The sequence below is a fragment of the Methylobacterium sp. E-012 genome, assembly GCF_057836545.1.
The window spans coordinates 3,352,526-3,373,524 of sequence record NZ_JBYQEY010000001.1 but is presented as its reverse complement, the minus strand read 5'-3'; the positions used below and the strand labels follow the sequence as shown (position 1 = coordinate 3,373,524).

The 20,999-nt window shown below is 69.3% G+C and carries 21 protein-coding genes; 18 read left to right on the top strand and 3 right to left on the bottom strand.

Going from position 1 to position 20,999, the window contains the following annotated elements:
- Positions 1 to 9 precede the first annotated feature (9 nt).
- The 3 genes from AC3IF1_RS16325 to AC3IF1_RS16315 are packed head-to-tail and all read left to right on the top strand — an operon-like array spanning position 10 to position 2,906.
- Positions 10 to 888: an ABC transporter permease gene (locus tag AC3IF1_RS16325; protein WP_489220398.1), complete on the top strand. Its 879-nt coding sequence runs from the start codon at positions 10 to 12 to the stop codon at positions 886 to 888.
- 3 nt (positions 889 to 891) lie between these two features.
- A complete protein-coding gene (locus AC3IF1_RS16320; protein WP_489218445.1) occupies positions 892 to 1,887 on the top strand; it encodes an ABC transporter ATP-binding protein in 996 nt (331 codons plus the stop codon).
- A complete protein-coding gene (locus tag AC3IF1_RS16315) occupies positions 1,884 to 2,906 on the top strand; it encodes an ABC transporter ATP-binding protein (RefSeq protein ID WP_489218444.1) in 1,023 nt (340 codons plus the stop codon). The genes AC3IF1_RS16320 and AC3IF1_RS16315 overlap by 4 nt, the downstream gene beginning before the upstream one ends.
- A gap of 84 nt (positions 2,907 to 2,990) precedes the next feature.
- On the opposite strand, the gene AC3IF1_RS16310 is transcribed toward AC3IF1_RS16315, so the two are convergent.
- Entirely contained in the window at positions 2,991 to 4,379 is a 1,389-nt protein-coding gene (locus AC3IF1_RS16310) for an NAD(P)/FAD-dependent oxidoreductase (protein ID WP_243999571.1), read from the bottom strand.
- A gap of 12 nt (positions 4,380 to 4,391) precedes the next feature.
- A complete protein-coding gene (locus AC3IF1_RS16305) occupies positions 4,392 to 4,790 on the bottom strand; it encodes a nuclear transport factor 2 family protein (RefSeq protein WP_489218443.1) in 399 nt (132 codons plus the stop codon).
- A 249-nt stretch (positions 4,791 to 5,039) separates the two neighbouring features.
- On the opposite strand from AC3IF1_RS16305, the gene tauA reads away from it, so the two are divergent.
- The 5 genes from tauA to AC3IF1_RS16280 all read left to right on the top strand — a co-directional run bounded on the left by tauA (position 5,040) and on the right by AC3IF1_RS16280 (position 10,138).
- A complete protein-coding gene (tauA, locus tag AC3IF1_RS16300) occupies positions 5,040 to 6,071 on the top strand; it encodes a taurine ABC transporter substrate-binding protein (RefSeq protein ID WP_489218442.1) in 1,032 nt (343 codons plus the stop codon).
- A 21-nt stretch (positions 6,072 to 6,092) separates the two neighbouring features.
- Positions 6,093 to 6,884, top strand: coding sequence for a taurine ABC transporter ATP-binding protein (locus AC3IF1_RS16295; protein WP_243999564.1), 792 nt, complete (start codon positions 6,093 to 6,095; stop codon positions 6,882 to 6,884).
- Complete coding sequence (locus tag AC3IF1_RS16290; RefSeq protein WP_243999563.1) at positions 6,881 to 7,723, top strand: ABC transporter permease subunit; 843 nt, start codon at positions 6,881 to 6,883, stop codon at positions 7,721 to 7,723. Before AC3IF1_RS16295 ends, AC3IF1_RS16290 begins: the two co-directional genes overlap by 4 nt.
- Positions 7,724 to 7,839: 116 nt before the next feature.
- Positions 7,840 to 9,360 (top strand): aldehyde dehydrogenase family protein, encoded by a 1,521-nt coding sequence (locus AC3IF1_RS16285; protein WP_489218441.1) that lies wholly within the window; start codon positions 7,840 to 7,842, stop codon positions 9,358 to 9,360.
- Between the two features lie 22 nt (positions 9,361 to 9,382).
- The gene (locus AC3IF1_RS16280) at positions 9,383 to 10,138 is read left to right on the top strand and encodes a sulfite exporter TauE/SafE family protein (RefSeq protein WP_279574530.1); all 756 of its coding nucleotides are present in this window, start codon (positions 9,383 to 9,385) and stop codon (positions 10,136 to 10,138) included.
- Here the strand turns inward: AC3IF1_RS16280 and AC3IF1_RS16275 are convergent.
- The gene (locus AC3IF1_RS16275) at positions 10,112 to 11,617 is read right to left on the bottom strand and encodes an aminotransferase-like domain-containing protein (RefSeq protein WP_489218440.1); all 1,506 of its coding nucleotides are present in this window, start codon (positions 11,615 to 11,617) and stop codon (positions 10,112 to 10,114) included. The genes AC3IF1_RS16280 and AC3IF1_RS16275 overlap by 27 nt on opposite strands.
- Positions 11,618 to 12,033: 416 nt before the next feature.
- Between AC3IF1_RS16275 and AC3IF1_RS16270 the strand changes: the two genes are divergently transcribed.
- The 10 genes from AC3IF1_RS16270 to AC3IF1_RS16225 all read left to right on the top strand — a co-directional run bounded on the left by AC3IF1_RS16270 (position 12,034) and on the right by AC3IF1_RS16225 (position 20,978).
- Positions 12,034 to 12,405 (top strand): DUF971 domain-containing protein, encoded by a 372-nt coding sequence (locus AC3IF1_RS16270; protein ID WP_243999556.1) that lies wholly within the window; start codon positions 12,034 to 12,036, stop codon positions 12,403 to 12,405.
- A gap of 64 nt (positions 12,406 to 12,469) precedes the next feature.
- Positions 12,470 to 14,221, top strand: a complete 1,752-nt coding sequence (locus AC3IF1_RS16265) for a fumarate reductase/succinate dehydrogenase flavoprotein subunit (RefSeq protein ID WP_243999554.1) — start codon at positions 12,470 to 12,472, stop codon at positions 14,219 to 14,221.
- 25 nt (positions 14,222 to 14,246) lie between these two features.
- On the top strand, positions 14,247 to 14,480 hold the full coding sequence (locus tag AC3IF1_RS16260) for a 4Fe-4S dicluster domain-containing protein (RefSeq protein WP_149312599.1): 234 nt from the start codon (positions 14,247 to 14,249) through the stop codon (positions 14,478 to 14,480).
- An 8-nt stretch (positions 14,481 to 14,488) separates the two neighbouring features.
- Positions 14,489 to 15,454: a HEAT repeat domain-containing protein gene (locus AC3IF1_RS16255; protein WP_489218438.1), complete on the top strand. Its 966-nt coding sequence runs from the start codon at positions 14,489 to 14,491 to the stop codon at positions 15,452 to 15,454.
- Between the two features lie 166 nt (positions 15,455 to 15,620).
- Positions 15,621 to 16,397 carry a Crp/Fnr family transcriptional regulator gene (locus tag AC3IF1_RS16250; protein ID WP_243999550.1) on the top strand — a complete coding sequence of 259 codons (777 nt, stop codon included), beginning with the start codon at positions 15,621 to 15,623 and terminating at the stop codon, positions 16,395 to 16,397.
- Between the two features lie 164 nt (positions 16,398 to 16,561).
- Positions 16,562 to 17,986: an ABC transporter substrate-binding protein gene (locus AC3IF1_RS16245; protein ID WP_489218437.1), complete on the top strand. Its 1,425-nt coding sequence runs from the start codon at positions 16,562 to 16,564 to the stop codon at positions 17,984 to 17,986.
- Between the two features lie 6 nt (positions 17,987 to 17,992).
- A complete protein-coding gene (locus AC3IF1_RS16240; RefSeq protein WP_489218436.1) occupies positions 17,993 to 18,883 on the top strand; it encodes an ABC transporter permease in 891 nt (296 codons plus the stop codon).
- Between the two features lie 81 nt (positions 18,884 to 18,964).
- On the top strand, positions 18,965 to 19,825 hold the full coding sequence (locus AC3IF1_RS16235) for an ABC transporter ATP-binding protein (RefSeq protein ID WP_489218435.1): 861 nt from the start codon (positions 18,965 to 18,967) through the stop codon (positions 19,823 to 19,825).
- Positions 19,826 to 19,848: 23 nt separating this feature from the next.
- On the top strand, positions 19,849 to 20,187 hold the full coding sequence (fdxA, locus tag AC3IF1_RS16230; RefSeq protein WP_489218434.1) for a ferredoxin FdxA: 339 nt from the start codon (positions 19,849 to 19,851) through the stop codon (positions 20,185 to 20,187).
- A 17-nt stretch (positions 20,188 to 20,204) separates the two neighbouring features.
- Positions 20,205 to 20,978 carry a ferredoxin--NADP reductase gene (locus AC3IF1_RS16225; protein ID WP_489218433.1) on the top strand — a complete coding sequence of 258 codons (774 nt, stop codon included), beginning with the start codon at positions 20,205 to 20,207 and terminating at the stop codon, positions 20,976 to 20,978.
- The last annotated feature ends 21 nt before the right edge of the window (positions 20,979 to 20,999 follow it).

Sequence of the window (20,999 nt, the reverse complement as noted above, 5' to 3'; positions counted from 1 at the left end):
CCCGAGCCGATGCGTTCCGAGGCGGCGGCCCCGATGCCGCGTCCCGCGGCGAATCCCGGCCTTGCCGCCCTGCGCCTGTTCCTGCGCAACCCGAGCGGGCTCCTGGGCTCCGTCATCCTGATCGGCCTCCTGTTCGCCGCGCTGGCGGGCCCGCACCTCTACGGGGTCGACCCGTTCGAGATCGTCGGCGCCCCGTTCCAGCCCCCCGGGGGCGACCCGGTGCTGGGTACCGATTACCTCGGCCAGGATATCCTCGCAGCTCTGCTCCAGGGCGGCCGCGCGACCCTGCTGGTCGGGTTCTCGGCGGCCCTCATCACCGTGGTGATCGGCGTGACCTTCGGGGCGCTCGCAGGCTTCTTCGGCGGCCGGGTCGACGCGGCGCTGATGAAGGTCACCGAGTTCTTCCAGGTGCTGCCGACCCTGCTGTTCGCGATGGTTCTGGTCACCCTGTTCGGCCAAAGGATCGCCATCACCACGATCGCGATCGGCATCGTGTCCTGGCCGCCCACGGCCCGTTTGACCCGGGCCGAGTTCCTGCGCCTGCGCGGTCTCGACTTCGTCAAAGCGGCCCGGGCGGCCGGCGCCGGACCGCTCTACCTGATCGGCCGGGTGATCCTGCCGAACGCCGCGCCGCCGATCGTGGTCTCCGCGACGCTGGCGATCGGCACCGCCGTGCTGTTCGAGGGCGCCCTGAGCTTCCTCGGGCTGGGCGACCCCAACGTGATGAGCTGGGGGCTGATGATCGGCCAGAACCGCGCCTACGCCCTGGAGGCGTGGTGGACCGTGCTGCTGCCCGGGGCGGCGATCTTCCTCGCGGTCCTCGGGGTCAGCCTCGTGGGCGACGCGGTCAACGACGCGGTCAATCCGCGCCTGCGCAAGCGGAGCTGAGCGATGGCCCCCGTTCTCGCCGTCGAGGATCTGACCGTCACCCTGACGCAGACGGACGGCCCCGTGCCGGTCCTAGAGCGGCTGAGCTTTTCCGTCGAGGCCGGCCGCACCGTCGCGCTTGTCGGCGAATCCGGTTGCGGCAAGAGCATGACGGCGCTGGCCATCATGGGTCTGCTGCCGGAGGGCTTCGCCCGCGCCGGCGGCCGGATCCGGCTCGCCGGGGAGGATATCGCAACCGCCAAGCCGGCCCGGCTGCGGGCCCTGCGCGGCAGCGCCCTGTCGATGATCTTCCAGGAACCGATGACGGCCCTGAATCCAGTCTACACGGTGGGCGACCAGATCGCCGAGGCGCTGCGGCTCCACCAGCGGCTCGGGCGCCGCGCCGCGCTGGAGCGGGCGCTGGCGATGCTCAGGGCCGTGCAGATCCCCGCGGCCGAACGGCGCCTGCATGCCTACCCGCACGAACTCTCCGGCGGCATGCGCCAGCGGGTGATGATCGCCATGGCGCTGGCCTGTCGGCCCAAGCTCCTGATCGCCGACGAGCCCACAACGGCGCTCGACGTGACCGTCCAGGCGCAGGTCTTCGACCTGCTGAAGGCCCTGCAGGACGAGATGGGCACCGCCATCGTGCTGATCACCCACGACCTCGGCGCGGTGGCCGACATCGCCGACACCGTGGCGGTGCTCTACGCCGGGCGCTGTATCGAGCAGGGCGACACCCGGTCGGTGATGCGCGCGCCGCAGCATCCCTACACGCGGGGGCTAATGGGCTGCACGCCGCATCTGCGCCTCGGCGCGGCGGCCGATGCGCGGACGGGGCCGCTGCGTGAGATCCCGGGCCTCGTTCCGCCGCTCGGCCGGCGACCGGCGATCTGCGCCTTCGCGGACCGCTGCGGCCGGGCCGATGCCACCTGCCTGGACAATCTCCAGCCGCCCCTGGCCGAGGCTGGCCCGTCCCGGGCGGTGGCCTGCTGGCATCCGGAGACCCGCGCCGCATGACGACGAACGCCGCATCATTCCCGACCGGGGCGGACCTGCTGCAGGTCAACGATCTGAAGGTCCACTTCCCGGTCCCGGGGGGCGGGCGCGTCCACGCGGTCGATGGCGTGAGCTTCGTCGTGCGCCGGGGCGCCAGCTTCGGCATCGTCGGGGAATCCGGCTCCGGCAAGTCGACCACGGCGCAGGGGATCATGCGCCTCGTCCCGGCGACCGCGGGTCAGGTGGTCCTGCGCGGCGACGACATCCTCGGCCTCCGGGGCGCCCGGCTCCGGCAGGCGCGGCGCCACATCCAGATGGTGTTTCAGGACCCGTTCGCCTCCCTCGATCCCCGGCGCTGCGCCGGGGATCTCGTGGCCGAGCCGCTGCGGCTGCTGGAGGGGCTCTCGCGCAGGCGGGCGGCGGCGCGGCTCGACGGACTGTTCGCCGCGGTGGGCCTGCCCTCCGAGGCCCGGAGCCTGTTCCCGCACCAGTTCTCGGGCGGGCAGCGCCAGCGCCTGTGCATCGCCCGGGCGCTGGCGACCGAGCCCGACATCATTGTCTGCGACGAGGCGGTGTCGGCCCTCGACGTCGCGATCCAAGCGCAGATCCTCAACCTCCTGGCCAAGCTCCAGGCCGAGCGCGGCCTCGCCTACATCTTCATCTCGCACGACCTCGGCGTCGTGCAGCACCTCTGCCACGAGGTCGCGGTGATGTATCTCGGCCGCATCGTCGAGCAGGCGCCGACGCGGACATTCTTCTCCGCCCCGCGCCATCCCTACAGCTGGTCGCTGATCTCGGCGGCGGTGCCGGCCGGTCCCGCGCGGGACGCCCTGAAGGCGCGCTACCTCGTGCGCGGCGAGCCGCCGAGCCCGATCGATCCGCCCGCCGGCTGCCGCTTCGCCGGGCGGTGCCCGCTCGCGGTCGAGCGCTGCCGTGCCGAGGATCCTACCCTGCTGGCGACCGGCCCGGGCCACTACGTCGCCTGTCACCGGGTCGGCGAGATCGAGGCACCGAATTTCGACCGGGCCCAGGCCGCCTGACGCCACGCGGTCCTCCACCTCCATACGAAGAGGCCGCCCCGAACGCACGGGACGGCCTCTTCGTGTCCGCCGGCGGCGGCCGGTTCAGGCCGCCTCGTCGCGGTGATGGTACCAGCGATACAGCATCCGCTGCCCGATGCGCCGGAACGGGGCGAAGGGGTGGCCCGGGAGCGCTCCCTCGAAGATCGGCAGGCCCGCGGGCCTGCGCCCAGCGACCAGCCCAGCGAGCCGGCGGCCGGCCTGGGCCGAGAACGCGACGCCGTTGCCGCCGTAGCCCATGGCATAGAACAGGGGCTCGCCCGGTTCGGGCTGGACGATGCGGGGCATCATGTCGTGGCTGACATCGACCCAGCCCCACCACGAATAGTCGATCCCGATGCCTTCGAGGACCGGGAATTTCTGGTGCAGGCCGTCCACCAGCAGGCGCAGGTGGCGTGGATGGGTCGCGTCCGCGCCGGTGATCGCGCTGCGGCTGCCGATCTGCACCCGGCCGTCCGGCAGCCGGCGGTAATAGAACCGCAGGGTGCGCGTGTCGGTGACGAAGGTCGTCGTGCGCAGCGTCGCGGCGATCTCGTCGGCGGTGAGCGGCCGCGTGACCAGAGAATTCGACAGGATCGGCATGATCCGGCTGCGCAGGCGCGGGTGCAGCCCCTGGCTGGTATAGCCGCCCGTGGCGATCGCGACCGCGCGGGCCCGCACGGTCCCGTGGGGTGTCCGCACCCGGAAGCCGCCGCCGTCGCGATCGATCCCGAGCACCGGACTGGAAGGGTGGACCTTGGCCCCGGCCGCCCGTGCGGCCCGGAGGTAACCGAAGGCGAACTTGCCCGGATGGATGCCGATCCCAAGCGGTTCGTGGAGCGCGCCGACCGCCCCGGCCTCGTCCATCCAGTCGCGCCGCAGCTCGTCCGCGCCCAGCATCCGGGTGCGGTAGCCGAAGACCGAGTTGGCGACCTCGGACTCGGCCGAAAGCTTGGCCAAGGTTCGGGACCGATGGGCGACGTAGATGTGGCCGCCGGGCTGCGGATCGGGATCGAACTCGCGCACGAGGCCGGTGAAATACTTGAAGCCCTCCAGGATCTCGGCGTGGAGGCGGAGCGCGGTCTCGCGGCCGTAGCGGGCGATCCATTGCGAGCGGCTGAGCCGGCCCGAAGCGTTCTGACCCTGGCCGCCGTTGCGGGTACTGCAGCCCCAGGCGACCCGGTTGGCCTCCAAGACGGTAGCCTTGATGCCGTGATCGCGGGCGAGGCTGAGGGCGCAGGACAGGCCGGTGAAGCCCGAGCCGACGATCACCACGTCCGCATCGACGTCCCCCGTGATCGGGCCGTCATCGGCCGGCGGCGGGCCTGCGGTGGCCACCCAGTAGGTCGGCGCGTAGGCGCGGTCCGTCCCCGGGGTGGCGTCGGTCAGCGGGTCGTAGGTCGGATCGTAGGGCGCGCCGGTCGGGCGCGGGACGGGATCGGGGGTCAGACTCACGCTCCGCCTCCCTCAGGCCGCCTGGACCGGGCGATCCTTGCGGAAGGCGCTCTTGCGGGCGATCAGCCGGCCCTCGAACACGAAAAGGTCGACCCCCTCCACGGCGACCCGGCCACCATCGGCCCGGGTGCCGGTGAACAGCCATTCCGATGTCGCTCGCTCCCCCGCCAGCGTGTGGCGCGACACCGTCCAGGCCACATCCGGCATGTCGGTCCAGACCGCCACGAAGGCCGCCCGCACCGCGTACTGGCCGGACAGCCGGCGGCCGTGCGCCTCCGGACCGGCGGCGGTGTCGAACACGACACCCGGCGTGAAGCAGGCCATGACACCCTCGGCGTCGTGGCGGTTGAAGGCGGCGAACAGGCGTTCCAGCAGGGCGTGGCGCTCGGCTTCAATCGTCGCTTCACTCATAGCATTGCGCTCCCCTTGCGCGCCCACAGGCGGCCGTCGTTCGCGCTGACCTAACGCCGCGGCAGGCCGGCAGACGAGATCCAGAGCGAGGCCAAAGACGCATCCAGTTGGGGGGCGCACCAAGGGGCGGAGGAGCCAGTCGGAGACGATTTGGGCAGAGTCTGGCCCCTTGTGCACGGGGCTTGCCTTGTCGGACCCTGTCGCAAGCCGAGCCGCTTCGATCCGGTTTGCTCAAGGGGGAGTGTGGACATGGACAGCGTAAGGCCGCGATCGAACCCGCGCCGCTCCGTGGTGCGCACGCTCCTGACCGCCCTGACGCCCCTGGTTCTGGGCCTCCTCGCGCCCGGCCCCGCCTGGGCCGCCGAGAAGTCGGTCACCTTCGCCCACCAGGACATGGTGGTGCCGTTCCGGGCCCTGATGGCCTCGGGGGCGATCGAGAAGGCTACCGGCTACACGGTGACCTGGCGCAAGTTTGGCGGCGGCGGCGACGTGATCCGCGCCATGGCGTCGGGCAACGTTCAGATCGGCGAGGCGGGCTCGAGCCCGATCGCCGCGGCGGCCTCGCAGGGGCTCGACATCCAGCTCTTCTGGATCCTCGACGAGATTGCCGACGCCGAGCAACTCGTGGCGCGCAACGGCACCGGCATCCAGAGCGTGTCCGACCTGCGCGGCAAGACCGTCGCGGTGCCATTCGTCTCGACCTCCCACTACCAGCTGATCGCCGCCCTGGCCGATGCCGGGCTGAGCCAGAAGGACGTGACGATCCTCAACATGCGTCCGCCCGAGATTGCCGCCGCCTGGGAGCGCGGCGACATCGACGCGACCTTCATCTGGGATCCGGTCCTCGCCCGGGTGAAGAAGTCCGGCACGGTGGTGATGTCGGCCGGCGACATCGCCCGCAAGGGCAAGGCGACCTTCGACGGCCTCGTGGTCGACCGGGCCTGGGCTGCGCAGAACCGGGACTTCCTGGTCACCCTGGTGAAGCTGATCGCCGCCGAGGACACCGCCTACGGGGCCAAGCCCTGGGCCGCCGGTTCGCCCAAGGTGAAGGCGGTGGCCAAGATCACCGGCGCCGATCCCGCGGAGGTGCCGGCGAGCCTCGCGAGCTACCGCTTCCCGGCCCTCGACGCGCAGGCCTCCCCGGCCTGGCTCGGCGGTGGGGCCGCCAAGGCCCTGACCGAGACCGCCGAATTCCTGAAGGCGCAGGGCCGCGTCCAGGCCCTGGCGCCGGATTACGGCCGGTTCGTCACCGGGGATTACGTCGCGGCGGCCCGGAAGTAAGCGGCGGCTTCAGAGGGCGGCATGATCGAGATCCGCAACGTCAGCGTCCATTACGGGGAGGGCGAGGCCGGCATCGTCGCCCTCTCGCAGGTGAACCTGACGATCCGGCCCGGGGAGTTCGTGGTCGCGCTCGGCGCCTCCGGCTGTGGCAAGACCACCCTGCTCTCGGCGATCGCGGGCTTCCTCGAACCGACCGAGGGCAGCATCCTCCTCGACGGCGTGCCGATCCGGGGGCCGGGGGCCGACCGGGGGGTGGTGTTCCAGCGCCACGCCCTGATGCCCTGGCTGAGCGTGGCCGAGAACGTGGCGTTCGGCCCCAAGCTGCGCGGCGTCGCGCGCCCGGAGCGGCGCCGGATCGCCCAGGCGATGCTCGACCTCGTCGGACTGGCCGAATTCGCCGACCGGAAGGTCTACGAACTCTCCGGGGGCATGCAGCAGCGGGTCGGCATCGCCCGGGCGCTCGCCGCCGACCCGCGCGCCCTGCTGATGGACGAGCCCCTGGGCGCCCTCGACGCGTTCACGCGCGAGCAGGTCCAAGAGCTGATCCTTCGAATCTGGCACCGGACCGGCAAGATGGCCTTCTTCATCACCCACGACGTCGAGGAGGCGGTGTTCCTGGCCACGAAACTCCTGATCATGAGCCCGCGGCCTGGCCGCATCGTCGAGACGATCGACCTGCCGTTCTCGCGCGCGGTCGTGGCCGGGCGGGAGGCCCGGGCGGTCAAGTCGGATCCCGACTTCATCGCCGTGCGGGAGCGCGTGCTCGCGCGCATCCATCACCGGACCGATCCAGCACTCGGGGGCTCCCGATGAGCGGACTGCCCCTCGACGCGACGGCCGTGCCCGAACCGCAGCGGGCCCGTCCCAAGCGCCCGGCCCGCCGCAGCGGCGCGCTGGTGCCGATCGTCAGCACCGCTACCGTACTGGCCTGCCTCGGCCTCTGGGCGGTCGCGACCCATATCGGCTGGATCAAGCCGCTGTTCCTGCCGCCGCCGGAGGCGGTCTTGTCGGCCCTCGGCCAGGCCTGGAACGGCGATCTGGATGGTGCCCCCCTCGGCATCCATGTCCGCGACAGCCTGCTGCGCGTCCTCGGGGCCTTCGGGCTCGCCACTTTGCTCGGCATCCCCGCCGGGCTGGCCATGGGGACGAGCCGGATCGCCCGCGGCATCCTCGACCCGCTGATCGAGTTCTACCGGCCCCTGCCGCCGCTCGCCTACCTGCCGCTGATGATCATCTGGTTCGGGATCGGCGAATTGTCGAAAGTCCTGCTGATCGTCCTCGCCTGCTTCGCCCCGGTGGCGCTGGCGACCCGCTCCGGCGTGCTCTCGGCCTCCGCCGACCAGATCAACGCGGCGCGCGCCCTCGGGGCGAGCCGTGCGCAGGTCCTGCGCTACGTGGTGCTCCCGGCGGCGCTGCCGGAGATCCTGATCGGTCTGCGGATCGGCATGGGCGTGGGCTGGACCACCCTGGTCGCCGCCGAGATGGTGGCGGCCCAGGCCGGGCTCGGCCAGCTCGTCCTCAACGCCTCCAACTTCCTGCGCACCGACGTCGTGGTGATGGGGATCCTGCTGATCGGCCTTTTCGCCACCCTGTTCGAGGTCGGCCTGCGCCAGCTCGAGCGCGTGCTGGTCCCCTGGAAGGGAAAGGCCTGAGGGCAGCCGGGTCCCGCCCTGGCCCCCTCACGCGCCGCCGGCTGGACCTGTCGCGACGCACGGGGCGCCCCTATCGACGGCGGGACGCCCAAAGCTGAGCCACGAGTGAGTCGCCCATGTCGAACGCCCCCGAGAGCCAAACGTGCGGGCAGGCGCGCCTTCCCCGGGGTGTGCGCGATCTCCTCGCCGCCCTCGCCGGCCGCCACCTGATCGGCAATGCGCTGGTCGGCCCGGTGGACGGCGACGGCCTGACCGTCCTCGATCCCGCCACCGGGCACGCCCTGGCCCCGGCGCCGGCGGCCGGCCCGGCGGATGTCGAGGCCGCGGTCGCGGCCGCCCGCGCCGCCGGTCGGGCCTGGGCGCGGGTGCCGGCCCGCGAGCGCGGGCGGCTGGTGGCCGAGGGCGGGCGCCGGATCGCGGCGGCGTCCCCGGATCTCGCCCCGCTGCTGGCCGCCGAGACCGGCAAGGCGATCCGCACCGAGTGCCGCCCCGAGATCGCCACCGCGGCCGACATCCTCGCGATGTTCGGCGGTCTTGCCACCGAATTGAAGGGCGAGACGCTGCCGTTCAGCCCGGACATGCTCGCGCTGACCACCCGCGAGCCCCTGGGCGTGGTGGCGGCGGTCCTGCCCTGGAACGTGCCCCTCGTGCTGATGGCGCTCAAGATCGGACCGGCCCTGGTCGCCGGGAATACCGTGGTGGTGAAGGCGTCCGAGGAGGCCCCCTTCGCGACGATCGAGGCGGCGCGCCTCCTGGCCGATCTCCTGCCGCCCGGCGTCCTCAACGTGATCTGCGGCACCGGTCCCGCCTGCGGAGCGCCGCTGGTCCGGCACCCGGACGTCGCCAAGGTCACCTTCACGGGCTCGCAGGCGGTGGGCGAGGCGATCTACCGCGAGGCCGCCGACAAGCTGATCCCAGTGAGCCTGGAACTCGGCGGCAAGAGTCCGATGCTGGTGTTCGCGGATGCGGACCTCGACCGGGCCGTCGCGGGCGCGGTGGCTGGCATGCGCTTCACCCGACAGGGCCAGAGCTGCACCGCCTCGAGCCGGATCTACGTCGACGCTGAGCTGCACGACCGGTTCGTGGAGCGTCTGGCCGCCGCCGTCTCGAACCTCCGGATGGGCGATCCCCTGGACGAGGCCACCGATATCGGCACTGTGATCAATGCCCGGCAGCGTGCCAAGATCATGGATTACATCGCCCAGGGCGAGGCCACGCCGGGCGCGCGGGCCGTGCGGTGCGGGCGCCTGCCGGCCGCGCCGAATCTCGCCGAGGGCCTGTTCGTGGAGCCAGTCCTGTTCACCGGTCTGACCGAGGACAGCCCGCTCATGCGCGACGAGATCTTCGGTCCGGTCGCCTGCATCGTGCCGTTCTCCGACGAGGAGGCGGTCCTGGAGTCGGCGAATGCGGGCGCGTTCGGCCTCGCCGCAACGGTCTGGACCCGGGACCTGCGCCGGGCGCTGCGGGTGTCGCACGCGCTGGATGCGGGCTATGTGCAGGTCAATCAGAACCTGACGATCCAGCCGAATCTCAGCTACGGCGGCTTCAAGAAGTCGGGCCTCGGCAAGGAGGCCTCCCTGGAGTCGATGCTGGAGCATTTCACCCGCAAGAAGACCATCGTGGTCGACATGCGTTAGGGCGGTGCCTCCCACTCTTCCGATGCCCGAGCCGGCATCCCTGATCGCGATCGCGGCCGCGATCTTCGCCGCGGCGCTGATCCGCGGCTTTACGGGCTTCGGCTTCGCCCTGGCGGCCGTGCCGCTGCTCGGCTTCTCGCTCCCACCGAGCCAGTGCGTCCCGCTCGCGGTCGCCCTCCAGTTCTGCGCGAGCCTGTCCGACCTGCCGCGGGCGCGCCGAACCTGCCATTGGCCCTCGCTCCGCTGGCTCGTCGCCGGCACGGCGATCGGATCACCGCTCGGAGTCGCCGCGCTGGCTGCGGCCAGCCCGGACGTCGCCCGGCTCGGCATCGCGCTGGTCTGCGGTTGCGGGACCGTCGCGCTCCTGCGCGGCTTTCGCTTCGCCGGGCTTCCGCGCGGCAGCGCGACCCTGGCGGTCGGGGTCACCGCCGGCCTGTGTAATGGGCTCGCGGCGATGCCGGGTCCGCCCGTGGTCGCCTATTACCTCGCAACGCCGCTTTCGCCGCAACAGGGGCGCGCCTCGCTGCTGGTGTTCTTCCTGGCGACGTCGATCGCCAGCGCCGTCAGCCTCGCGACCGCCGGGCTCTTCGGGGTCTTTCTGGCGATCCCGGTTATCGTCGGCATTCCGCTCATCGTCGCCGGCAGCCGGCTCGGCGAGGCGCTTCTCAGGCTCGGTGCCGGACGGGGGCATCGCGCCCTGTCGATCCTGCTGCTCTGCACCGTCGCCGTCACGAGCGTGGTACAGGCGGTCTCAGACTTGCTCGGGCATACCCTGTGACATGGGGATTCCAGCCGGCGTGACCAGTTCCGCGAGGCGGGTGAGGCCCGCCTCGATCCGGTCGGTGCGGATCGAGGCGAAGCCCAGGCGGAAGCAGGCACGGCCGGCCTCCGGATCGGCGTAGAAGATGTCGCCCGGCTCGATCAGGACGCCGCGGGCGCGGGCGCGCACGCTGAGATCCCGGGCATCGAGGCCGACAGGCCCCTCCACCCAGAAGCTCGTGGCCCCCGGGTCGCGCCGCCAGCGGAACGCGGGCAGGAGGCGGGGCAGCAGGCCGGCGATCCGGACGGCGCGCTCCTCCAGGACGGTGGCGGTCCGGCGCAGATGCGTGCGGTAATGCCCGAGCGCCACGAACATCGCGGTGGCGCGCTGATTGTTCGAGGGCGGATGGCGCAGCATCAGCCGCCGCAGCACGCGCAGCTCCGCGATCACGGCCCGGGGCGCCACCACGTAACCGACCCGCAGGCCCGGCGCGAGCACCTTCGAGAAGCTGCCGACATAGATCACGCGGCCGTCCGTATCGAGGCTCTTGAGGGACGGGATCTCGTCCGCCAGCGCGAGGTCGGCCTCGTAATCGTCCTCGACCAGGACGACGTCGTGCCGCCGCGCGGCTTCGAGGAGGGCGCGGCGCCGCTCCAGCGGCATCACCGCGGTGGTCGGGCACTGATGCCCCACAGTGACGAACGCCACGTCCCGGCTGGCGAAGGCGGCATCGGGCACGACCCCGTGCCGGTCGATGGCGAGCGTCGCGAGGTCGTCGGTGGCGAGGGTCAGCATGTTGCGGGTATCGGGATAGCTGGGGTCCTCGACGCCCGCCGCTGTGTCGCGGCCGACCAGCAGCTGGATCAGCAGCGAGAGGGCCTGCTGCGAGCCGATGGTGACCATCACCTCGTCGGCGCTCGCGAAGATGCCCCGCCGCGGCAGCACCTGCAGGCGGAGCTGCTCCACGAGATCGGCGTCGTCCTCGTCGATCAGATCGCCCGCCCAGGCGTTGATCTCGGATACCCCGGAGGCGGCCCGCACGCTCTCGCGCCAGTCGTTGGCCGGGAACAGGGACGGATCGAACTGTCCGAATAGGAAGGGATAGGGATAGTCGAGCCAGTCCCGGGGCTTGGTGATCTGCCGCAGCTGCGCCGGCCGGACCGCGAAGCGCCGAGACCACGCGATGGTTCGTCCGTGGGTCGGTCCGCGTGTCTCAGAGACGGTCAGATCCGGCGCCAGGAAAATCCCGCTGCGCTCGTGAGCGACCAGGAAACCCTCGTCGATGAGCTGCTGGTACGCGTTCACCACGGTGTTGCGAGCGACCCCGAGCAGAGCCGCCAACTGGCGCGTCGAAGGCAGCCGAGCCTCTGCGGTGAACAGCCCCCGTTCGATGGCGGTCACAACTGCCCGACGGATCTGCAGGTGTAGCGCCAAGCCACTCCGGTCGAGTTCCCCGAATAGCTGTGTCCAGGCGAGGGCATGATCGGTGACAGTCATGGCATGCGACTCCGGCTTCGGACACATCACCCGAGGCAAGGATGGCGCCAGCGATCCAGGATCGGCGCATCCCCTTGGGAAGTCCGTTCTGGAGACGGCGTTACGGCTCTCTCAGCGACCGATATGGGTGCGAAGCCGAACGGCTGCTTGTCGGTTGAGGCGTCGGTCGTAGCTCGGATAAGTCGAGGCGCGTGGTCCCAGGATGATCGATCCTTCCGCCGGCCGATCTGAAGCGGCGTCGGCGGCATTAGGTCTGGTCCCGGAGCCGCGAACAGCTTACGCAACGCCCCGTTGAGCGCACCGTGTACGAGTGATGCGCATCTCCTGCTGCCGCCTGACTGAAATTTCGGGCAACTAATTGCTGTCGGACCAACCGCTCCTGGGCTTCTGTGACGAAGGCATCAGAGGAGGAGCGTATGGCAAACCGCGCGATCGAGCTTCCGAGCCCGCCTCCGTTCGATCCCGAGGCGATCCCCAACGCCGCGACCCTCTCACGCGGCGGGACCGCGCTCAGACTGATTTGGCATGACGGACTGACCGCGACGCTGCCCGCTGAACATCTGCGTCTTCGTTGCCGGTGCGCGTGGTGCACCCGCGATCGGGCCGCGGACCGCTTCCCCGACGCCTTCCCCGACATCGCGGTCACCCGCGTCGAACCCATCGGCGGCTATGCCGTCCATATCGCGTTCACCGACGGTCACGCCCGCGGGATCTTCCCCTGGGCTTACCTGCGTGCCCTCGCGGCCGAGGCCGACGACAGCCCGCGAGCCGCGGCGCAGGCCGCCTGAACCCCCGATCCGATTCCTCGGCGATCGCACGAGCGCCGCCACTCCGCTGACGCGAGACCTTACCATGAGCGCCTTCGAATCCTCGACGAAGACCGAGATCCTCGAGACCGACATCCTGGTAATCGGCGGCGGCACCGGCGGCCCGATGGCCGCCATCAAGGCCAAGGAGGCCGACCCAAAGCTCCGCGTCGTCCTGATGGAGAAGGCGAACGTCAAGCGCTCGGGCGCGATCAGCATGGGCATGGACGGACTCAACAACGCCGTCGTGCCGGGCTACGCCACGCCCGAGCAGTACGTGAAGGAGATCACCGTCGCCAACGACGGCATCGTCAACCAGAAGGCGGTGATGGCCTACGCGCAGGGCTCCTTCCCGATGATCCAGTACCTCGACAAGCTCGGAGTCAAGTTCGAGAAGGACGGGTCGGGCGAGTACAACATGCGCAAGGTCCACCACATGGGGACCTACGTGCTGCCGATGCCCGAGGGGCACAACGTCAAGAAGGTCCTCTACCGGCAGCTCCGCCGCCTTCAGGTCGGCGTCACCAACCGCTACATGGCGACCCGGCTGCTCAAGGGTCCGGACGGTCGGATCGCCGGCGCCATCGGCGTCAACACGCGCACCTCCGAGTTCCTCGTGGTGAAGGCCAAGGCGGTGATCCTCGCCTGCGGAGCGGCCGGGCGACTCGGCCTGCCTGCCTCGGGCTACCTGTTCGGCACCTACGAGAACGCGGCCAATTGCGGCGACGGCTACGCGATGGCCTACCATGCGGGCGCGCAGCTCGCGAACCTCGAATGCTACCAGATCAACCCGCTGATCAAGGACTATAACGGGCCGTCCTGCGCCTACGTCACCGGCCCGTTCGGCGGATACACGGCGAACAATCGCGGTGAGCGCTTCATCGAGTGCGATTACTGGTCGGGCCAGATGATGCTGGAGTTCTGGCGTGAGCTGCAGGGGGGCAATGGCCCGGTCTTCCTCAAGATGGACCATCTGCGCGAGGAGACGATCTCGGAGATCGAAACCATCCTGCACTCGAACGAGCGGCCCTCACGCGGGCGCTTCCACGAGCGGCGCGGCACCAATTACCGGAGGCGCCCCGTGGAAATGCACATCTCCGAGATCGGCTTCTGCTCCGGCCACTCGGCCTCTGGCGTCTTCGTCGACGAATTTGCCCGCACCACGGTCCCGGGCCTCTACGCCGTCGGCGACATGGCGAGCGTGCCGCACAACTACATGCTTGGTGCCTTCGTGAACGGCGGCATCGCCGGCGCCGATGCTGCCGCGTACTGCTCGGCGAACGCGCTGGCGGACCACGACGAGGCCGATATCGCTGCCGAGCGCGAACGGGTCCTGGCGCCGACCCGGCGCGACGATGGCCTCACCCCGCATGAGATGGAGTTCAAGACGCGCCGCCTGGTCAACGACTACCTCGAGCCGCCGAAGGTGACGGCCAAGATGGAACTCGGACAGCGCCGCTTCGCCGAGATCCGCGAGGACCTCGACCTGCTTTGCGCCCGCGACCCGCACGAGCTGCACCGGGCGCTGGAGATGCAGACGATCCTCGACTGCGCCGACATGGCGGCCGCGGCCTCGCTCTACCGCACCGAGAGCCGGTGGGGCTTCTATCACCTGCGCGTCGATCACCCCGAGACCGACGACGCGAACTGGAATTGCCACACCGTGCTGTTCAAGGATGGTCAGGGCCAGATGGCCCACGCCAAGCGCGCGGTCGACCCGTTCATCGTGCCGGTCGCCGCCGAGGAGATGAGCGCCTACCACCAGCTCCGTATCAAGACGCCAGCCGCTGCCGAATAGCCCCCCACGAACCGGAGATCGATCCATGCCGATCATCAATCAGGCCAGCAGCGCCGCGGTCGTCATCGACGACGAGAAGTGCATCGCCGAGAAGGGCTGCCGCGTCTGCGTCGACGTCTGCCCGCTCGACATCCTCGCGATCGATGAGACGCGGCAGAAGGCCTACATGAAGTACGACGAGTGCTGGTACTGCATGCCGTGCGAGGTCGACTGCCCGACGAACGCAGTCAAGGTCAACATCCCGTACCTGCTGCGCTGAGGCCGACCATGAGCCCCGTATTCGATTCCTTCGACGACGACCTGGATGACGTGGCCGAGCGCTGCGCCAGCGCCGATGCGGTCGTCCGGCGCGTCGCGATGATGGAGCTCGCCGAGGCTGTCGGCCCCGAGGCGAAAATCCTGCTCCTGAAGGGTCTCGGCGACCCGGACGCCACCGTTCGTGCGGCCGCCGCCAGGGCCCTGGACGAGCACGACGGCGCGGACGTCGTCGAGGGCCTGGTGCGCTCCCTGGAAGACGCCGACGAGGCCGTGCGGCGCACCGCCGCCGACACCCTCGCCGAGAAGAAGGAGCCGACCTGCGGCCCACTGCTGATCGAGCGCGCCGAACACGCCGACCCCTTCGTGCAGGCGTCCGCCCTGCGGGCGCTGCGCGAGCTCGTCCTGCCGGACGCCCTGTCGGCCGCATTGAAGGCGCTCCAGAGTTCGGCGCCCGAGGTTCGCCGCGAGGGCCTCGGCGTCATCGGCTACCTCAAGGCCGAGGAGGCGCTGCCCGCGCTGATCGCCACCGCCGGCGATCCCGACCCGACCGTCCGGCGCGCGACGATGGCGGCGCTGGTCTTCCTGCGCCCCGGCGGCCCGGGCGTCTCCACGTTGATCGCCGGCCTGTCTGACGACAACTGGCAGGTGCGCGAGGAGGCAGCGGTCTCGTGCGCCAAAATCCGGCTGCCCGAGGCGACGCCCCCCCTGATCACGGCGATGGATGATCCCGTCTGGCAGGTCCGTATCAAAGCCGCCAACGCTCTGGGCCGGATCAAAGCCTCGGCCGCCGTCGACGTTCTGGGGGGCGCATTGGCTTCGGAGGTGAGTAACCTGCGCAAGGAATCCGCCGCGGCCCTCGGCGAGATCGCCGACCCACGCGGTCTCGCTGCCCTTGAGGCGTCCTCCAACGATCCCGATCCCGACGTCCGCAAGCTCATCCAATGGGCCATCGGGCGCTGCCAGGGACGCCCCTGACTGATCCAACTGACGTCGGTTCGATGCGGCACCTCTCCCATCCGGGGGGGCGCCGTATCGCGTCCACAGACGGCTCGCCGGCAGCCGGATGCCACATGCGAGCTGGGACAGTTTAGAGCTGGTACAGGGTTTGCGGCGACATCCCTGCAAGACGCAGGAGATGGCAATGCAGACCACGGCGCCGATACGCCCGTCTCAGGCCCCGGCGGGGCTGCACACCCAAGCGAACGCCCTTCTGCTGTCCGATGCGGCACCCAGGACTGGCGCCGGCCAGCGCCCGCTGCTCGACGGATTGACCGAACGCGAGCTTGCCCTCGTCGTGGAGAAGGGGCGACGCCGTGTGCTCTACCGCGGCGCGACCCTGTTCACGCAGGAGACGCCGAACGACGGGATCTGGATCGTCGAGAGCGGCCGCATCCGGGTCTTCTACGCGGCGCCTTCCGGTCGCGAGATCACGCTGGCTTACTGGTACCCCGGCAACTTCGTCGGCGGGCCCGACGTGTTTGGCACCGGCCTTCACAAGTGGTCGGGCATGGCGGCGAGCAATTCCAGTGTGCTGCACCTGCCGGGCAAGGCGCTCAAGCAGCTCGTGACGCAGATCCCGACGCTGGCGATCGGGGTCATCGACGGCCTGACCTTCAAGGGCCGCTGCTACTCGACCCTAGCCCAGATGCTCGGGACTCGCTCGATCACGGAGCGTCTCGCCCATCTCATCCTGCACCTGTGCGATCTCTACGGCGTGCCGGAGGAGGACGGGACCGTAATCGCGGCGACCTTTACCCACGCCGACCTCGCCCACATGGTCGGCGCCACCCGGCAATGGGTAACGATCAGCCTGAAGCGCCTTTCGGAGCAAGGGGTCGTCGCGACACGGCGCATGCAGATCGTCGTGCTGCGCCCTGAGATCCTAGCGCAGCTGCGTGGCGGCGAGGAATGCGCTTAAATCTGAAGCTTCCCGCTCAAATCGACAGCACATCCGGGCCGACACAACCTTTTTGCGCAACTAATCGACCTGCGCGCGCTCTCAGTGTTTGATCGAACTCGTCGCCGGGTCCGATCATGCCCGCGATGTCCTTGCGGCATCGGACCGACATGACGGAGCGGGCGATGGCAAGACGGTTCCCCGGGCTCGGATCGGTATCCGCTCTCGCACTTCTCGCAATCACCGGCACCGGGATCGGTACGCCGGCCCGCGCAGAGACCCTGACTGTCGGCATTGGCACGCAGGACACGACGACCAACACCGCGACCGTGGGGGTGGTTATCCGACAGCTCAAGCTGCTCGAGAAGTACCTGCCCAGGACCGGGAAGTACGCCGACAAGACCATCCAGCTCGACTGGCAGAACTTCACCTCTGGGCCGCCGGTCACAAACGGCATGATGGCCGGCAAGCTTCAGTTCGGCGCCATGGGCGATTACCCGTTGGTCGTCAACGGCGCCACCTTCCAGAACAATCCCGAGAGCAAGTCGCAGCTGATCGCGGTCGCGGCGTACAACCTCTACGGTTCCGGCAATGGCATCGTCGTCAACAAGGACTCCGAATACTTCTCCTTCGAGGACCTGAAGGGAAAGGTTGTCAGCGTGCCCTTCGGCTCAGCTGCCCACGGAATGGTTCTGAAGGCGCTGCAGGACAAGGGCTACCCGGCCACCTACTTCCGCCTGGTGAGCCAGAGCCCGGAGGTCGGTTCGACCAACCTTCAGGAGAAGAAGATCGACGCGCACGCCGATTTCGTCCCCTTCGCCGAGCTGCTGCCGTTCCGCGGCTTCGCCCGTAAGGTGTTCGACGGTGTCGAGACCAAGCTGCCGACCTGGCACGGTGTCGTCGTGCGCACCGATTTCGCCAAGCAATACCCCGAAATCGTCGAGGCCTACGTCAAGGCGGTGCTCGACGCCGACGCCTGGGTCAAGGCAGACCCGAAGCGCGCCGCCGAGCAGATCGCGACGTGGACCGGCACCGACAAGGAGGTGGTCTACATCTTCCTCGGGCCCGGTGGCATCATGACCATCGATCCCACGATCAAGCCGCAGCTGATCGACGCCGCACGCGAGGACGTGAAGGTTCTGCAGAAGCTCGACCGGATCAAGGCGTTCGACGTCGGCCCGTGGGTCGACGACGCGTATCTGCGCAAGGTCTTCGCCGAGCGCGGTCTCGACTACGAGCAGCAGCGCGCGAGCACCACCAACTACGAGGTGAGCGGCGAGGACACGTTTTGCAAGAAGACGATCACCGAGCCGCGTAAGGCCGGCGAGATCTGGGTGAAAGGCGGCGCGATACAGCCCTATTCCACCACCGCCTGCACGCTCGGCGCGCTGAACGAGATGAAGACCAAGGGGCAGCCGGTCGACGTCGCCTACGTCTTCGACACCGCCCGCGGCATCAAGCTGTTCGCCCGCGAGGCCTTCTACGTGGTCGACAGCAAGGGCGGCATCGCGCCCTTCCTGCTGAAGCAGGATGCCGAAACCGCGGCTCAGGGCGGCGGCAAGGTGATGCCCTACGACGAGGCCCTCAAGGCCGCTGTGACGGGAGGCTAAACCCTCATGGAAGCTGTCGCCCTCCGGTCCACCGCCGAGCCCGAGCCGCCGCGAACGGCGACCCTCGCGCCGCCGTCCGCGTCTGCCCAACCCACAACCGGCCGCACCCGCCGCTGGCTTCGCCTGCACCATGGTGAGTTCCGCGCCGCGCTGATCGGGCTCGCGTCGCTCATCCTGTTCGTCGCCCTCTGGCAGTATCTGACTGCCAACCGCGTCACCCTCTACGTGCGGTTCCTGAACATACCCACGCCGATGGACGTCGTGGGCCGGGCGGTGATCGCTCTGCACAACCCGGTCTTCGGCGACCACGTGCTCATCTCCTGCCGCCGGATCCTGTTTGGCTTTCTCCTGGCCGGCGGTGTCGCAGTCCCGCTCGGTCTCCTCATGGGCCGCTATCACCTCCTGCGCGAGATTGCCTTCCCGATCTGCGAGGTGCTGCGGCCGATCCCGGCCATCGCCTGGGTTCCGATGGCGATCATGCTCTGGCCGACGAACGAGGGATCAATCATCTTCATCACCTTCCTCGGCTCGTTCTTCCCGATCCTGATCAACACCCTCCAGGGCATGGTGCAGGTCGACCCGGTGCTGGTGCGTGCCGCCCGGTGTCTCGGAGCCAGGGAAGTAGCGGTGTTCCGCGAGGTCTACCTGCCAGCCTCGTTGCCGCAGATCTTCACCGGGCTGACGGTCGGCATGGGCGTGGCCTGGGTCTCGCTGATCGCCGCCGAGATGATCTCCGGCCAGTTCGGCATCGGCTACTTCACCTGGGAGGCCTACTCCCTGGTCCAGTACCCGGACATCGCGCTCGGCATGATCACGATCGGGCTGCTCGGGCTCGGCTCGAGCTTCGCGATCCGGCTCATCGGCCGCCTCGTCATGCCCTGGGCCGCCTCCCGGTAGGACACCCGACGGTCCCGCCGCCTTCCGCGGGGCGGTGCCCCACGAGGCGGATGCCCGTCCCCATCAATCGAGGAGCCTGCCATGCCCGAGCCGAGCCGAGGCCTGATCGAGGTCCGCGACTTCTGCCTGCGGTACGAGTCGATGGAAGGCGCCGTCGAGGCCGTCTCGAATACGTCACTCACGGTGCAGCCCGGCGAGTTCATATCGATCATTGGCCCATCCGGTTGCGGAAAGTCGACGCTGCTCAACGCCCTGGCCGGTTTTCTCACGCCATCGTCGGGACAGGTGACCGTCGACGGCGAGGCGATCTCGGGGCCGAGCGCGGACCGGGGCATGATCTTCCAGCAGTACTCACTCTTCCCGTGGAAGACGGTGCGCGAAAACGTCGAGTTTGGCCTGAAGATGAAAGGGCTTCGGCGGGGCGAGCGCGAGCGTCAGGCCCGCACGCTCCTCGGCCTCGCCGGTCTCACGCCGTTCGAGAACCACTACCCCGACCGACTGTCCGGCGGGATGAAGCAGCGGGTCGGCATCGTGCGCGCACTGGCCACCGGTCCGCGCATCCTCCTGCTCGACGAGCCGTTCGGCGCCCTCGACGCGCAGACCCGGCTGATCATGCAGCAGATCCTCACCAACATGTGGCAGCGCCTGAAGATCTCGGTGCTGTTTGTGACCCACGACATCGACGAGGCAATCTTCCTCTCCGACCGCGTCTACGTAATGACCGCCCGTCCCGGGAGCATCAAGGCCGAGATCGTCGTGCCGCTGCCCCGCCCGCGACAGCCGGCCCTGACCCTGTCCTCCGAGTTCCTTGGCCTGCGCCGGGGGCTGATGTCGCTGATCCGCGAGGAGAGCATCCGCGCGATGGGCGGGGAGGTCAGCGCCGATGCGATGAAGGGCCTGGCCATCGATGTCGAGGGCCAGGATCTCGCCGCGCTGCTCTAAGCTCCGCGCTAACGGGTGAAGCCATGACCTACGTCGTCACCGAGAACTGCATTCGCTGCAAGTACACCGACTGCGTCGAGGTCTGTCCGGTCGACTGCTTCTACGTCGGTGACACCATGCTGGTGATCAATCCGGACGAGTGCATCGACTGTGGCGTGTGCGAGCCGGAGTGCCCGGCCGATGCCATTAAGGCCGATAAGGAGCCGGGAACGGCAGGCTGGAAGGCTTTCAACGCCAAGTACGCCGACCTCTGGCCCAACATCACTGAGAAGACCGAGCCGGCCGGCGACGCGGCGGCGTGGGACGGCCGCGACGGCAAGCTGCTCGAAGCGTTCGGGAATGCGGATCCGGCGGTCGCCTGAGTCAGGAAGAAAAAGCCATGAGCAAGTTTCATGAGGAGCGCGTCCTCTCGGTCCATCACTGGACCGACAACCTGTTCTCGTTCCGCACGACCCGCGATCCGGCGTTCCGCTTCCGCAACGGCGAGTTCACCATGATCGGCCTGGAGGTCGAGGGGCGGCCGCTCCTGCGCGCCTATTCGGTCGTCTCGGCCAATTATGAGGAGGAGCTGGAGTTCTTCTCAATCAAGGTCCAGAACGGGCCGCTGACCTCAAAACTCCAGCATCTCAAGGTCGGCGACCCGATCATCGTCGGCAAGAAGCCCACCGGCACGCTGGTGCTCGATAACCTGCTGCCGGGCCGGCACCTCTACCTGCTAGGCACCGGCACGGGGCTGGCGCCGTTCCTGTCGATCATCAAGGACCCGGAGACCTACGACCGGTTCGAGAAGGTCGTGCTGGTCCATGGCTGCCGGCAGGTGCAGGAACTCGCCTACGGCGAGACCATCACGGAGACGCTGCCGAAGCACGAATTCCTGGGCGAGATGATCTCGAACCAGCTGGTCTACTACCCGACCGTGACCCGGGAGCCGTTCCGCAACCACGGCCGGATCACAGACCTGATGGTCTCGGGCAAGCTGTTCGAGGATACCGGCCTGCCGGAGATGTCGATCGAGAACGACCGCTTCATGCTGTGCGGCAGCCCCGACATGATCCGCGACACCCGGGAGCTCCTGACCTCCCGCGGCTACGAGGAGGGCAACCACGGCGAGGCGGCCCACTACGTGATCGAGAAGGCCTTCGTGGGGAAGTAGGGAGCCCGGATCTCGTGCGAC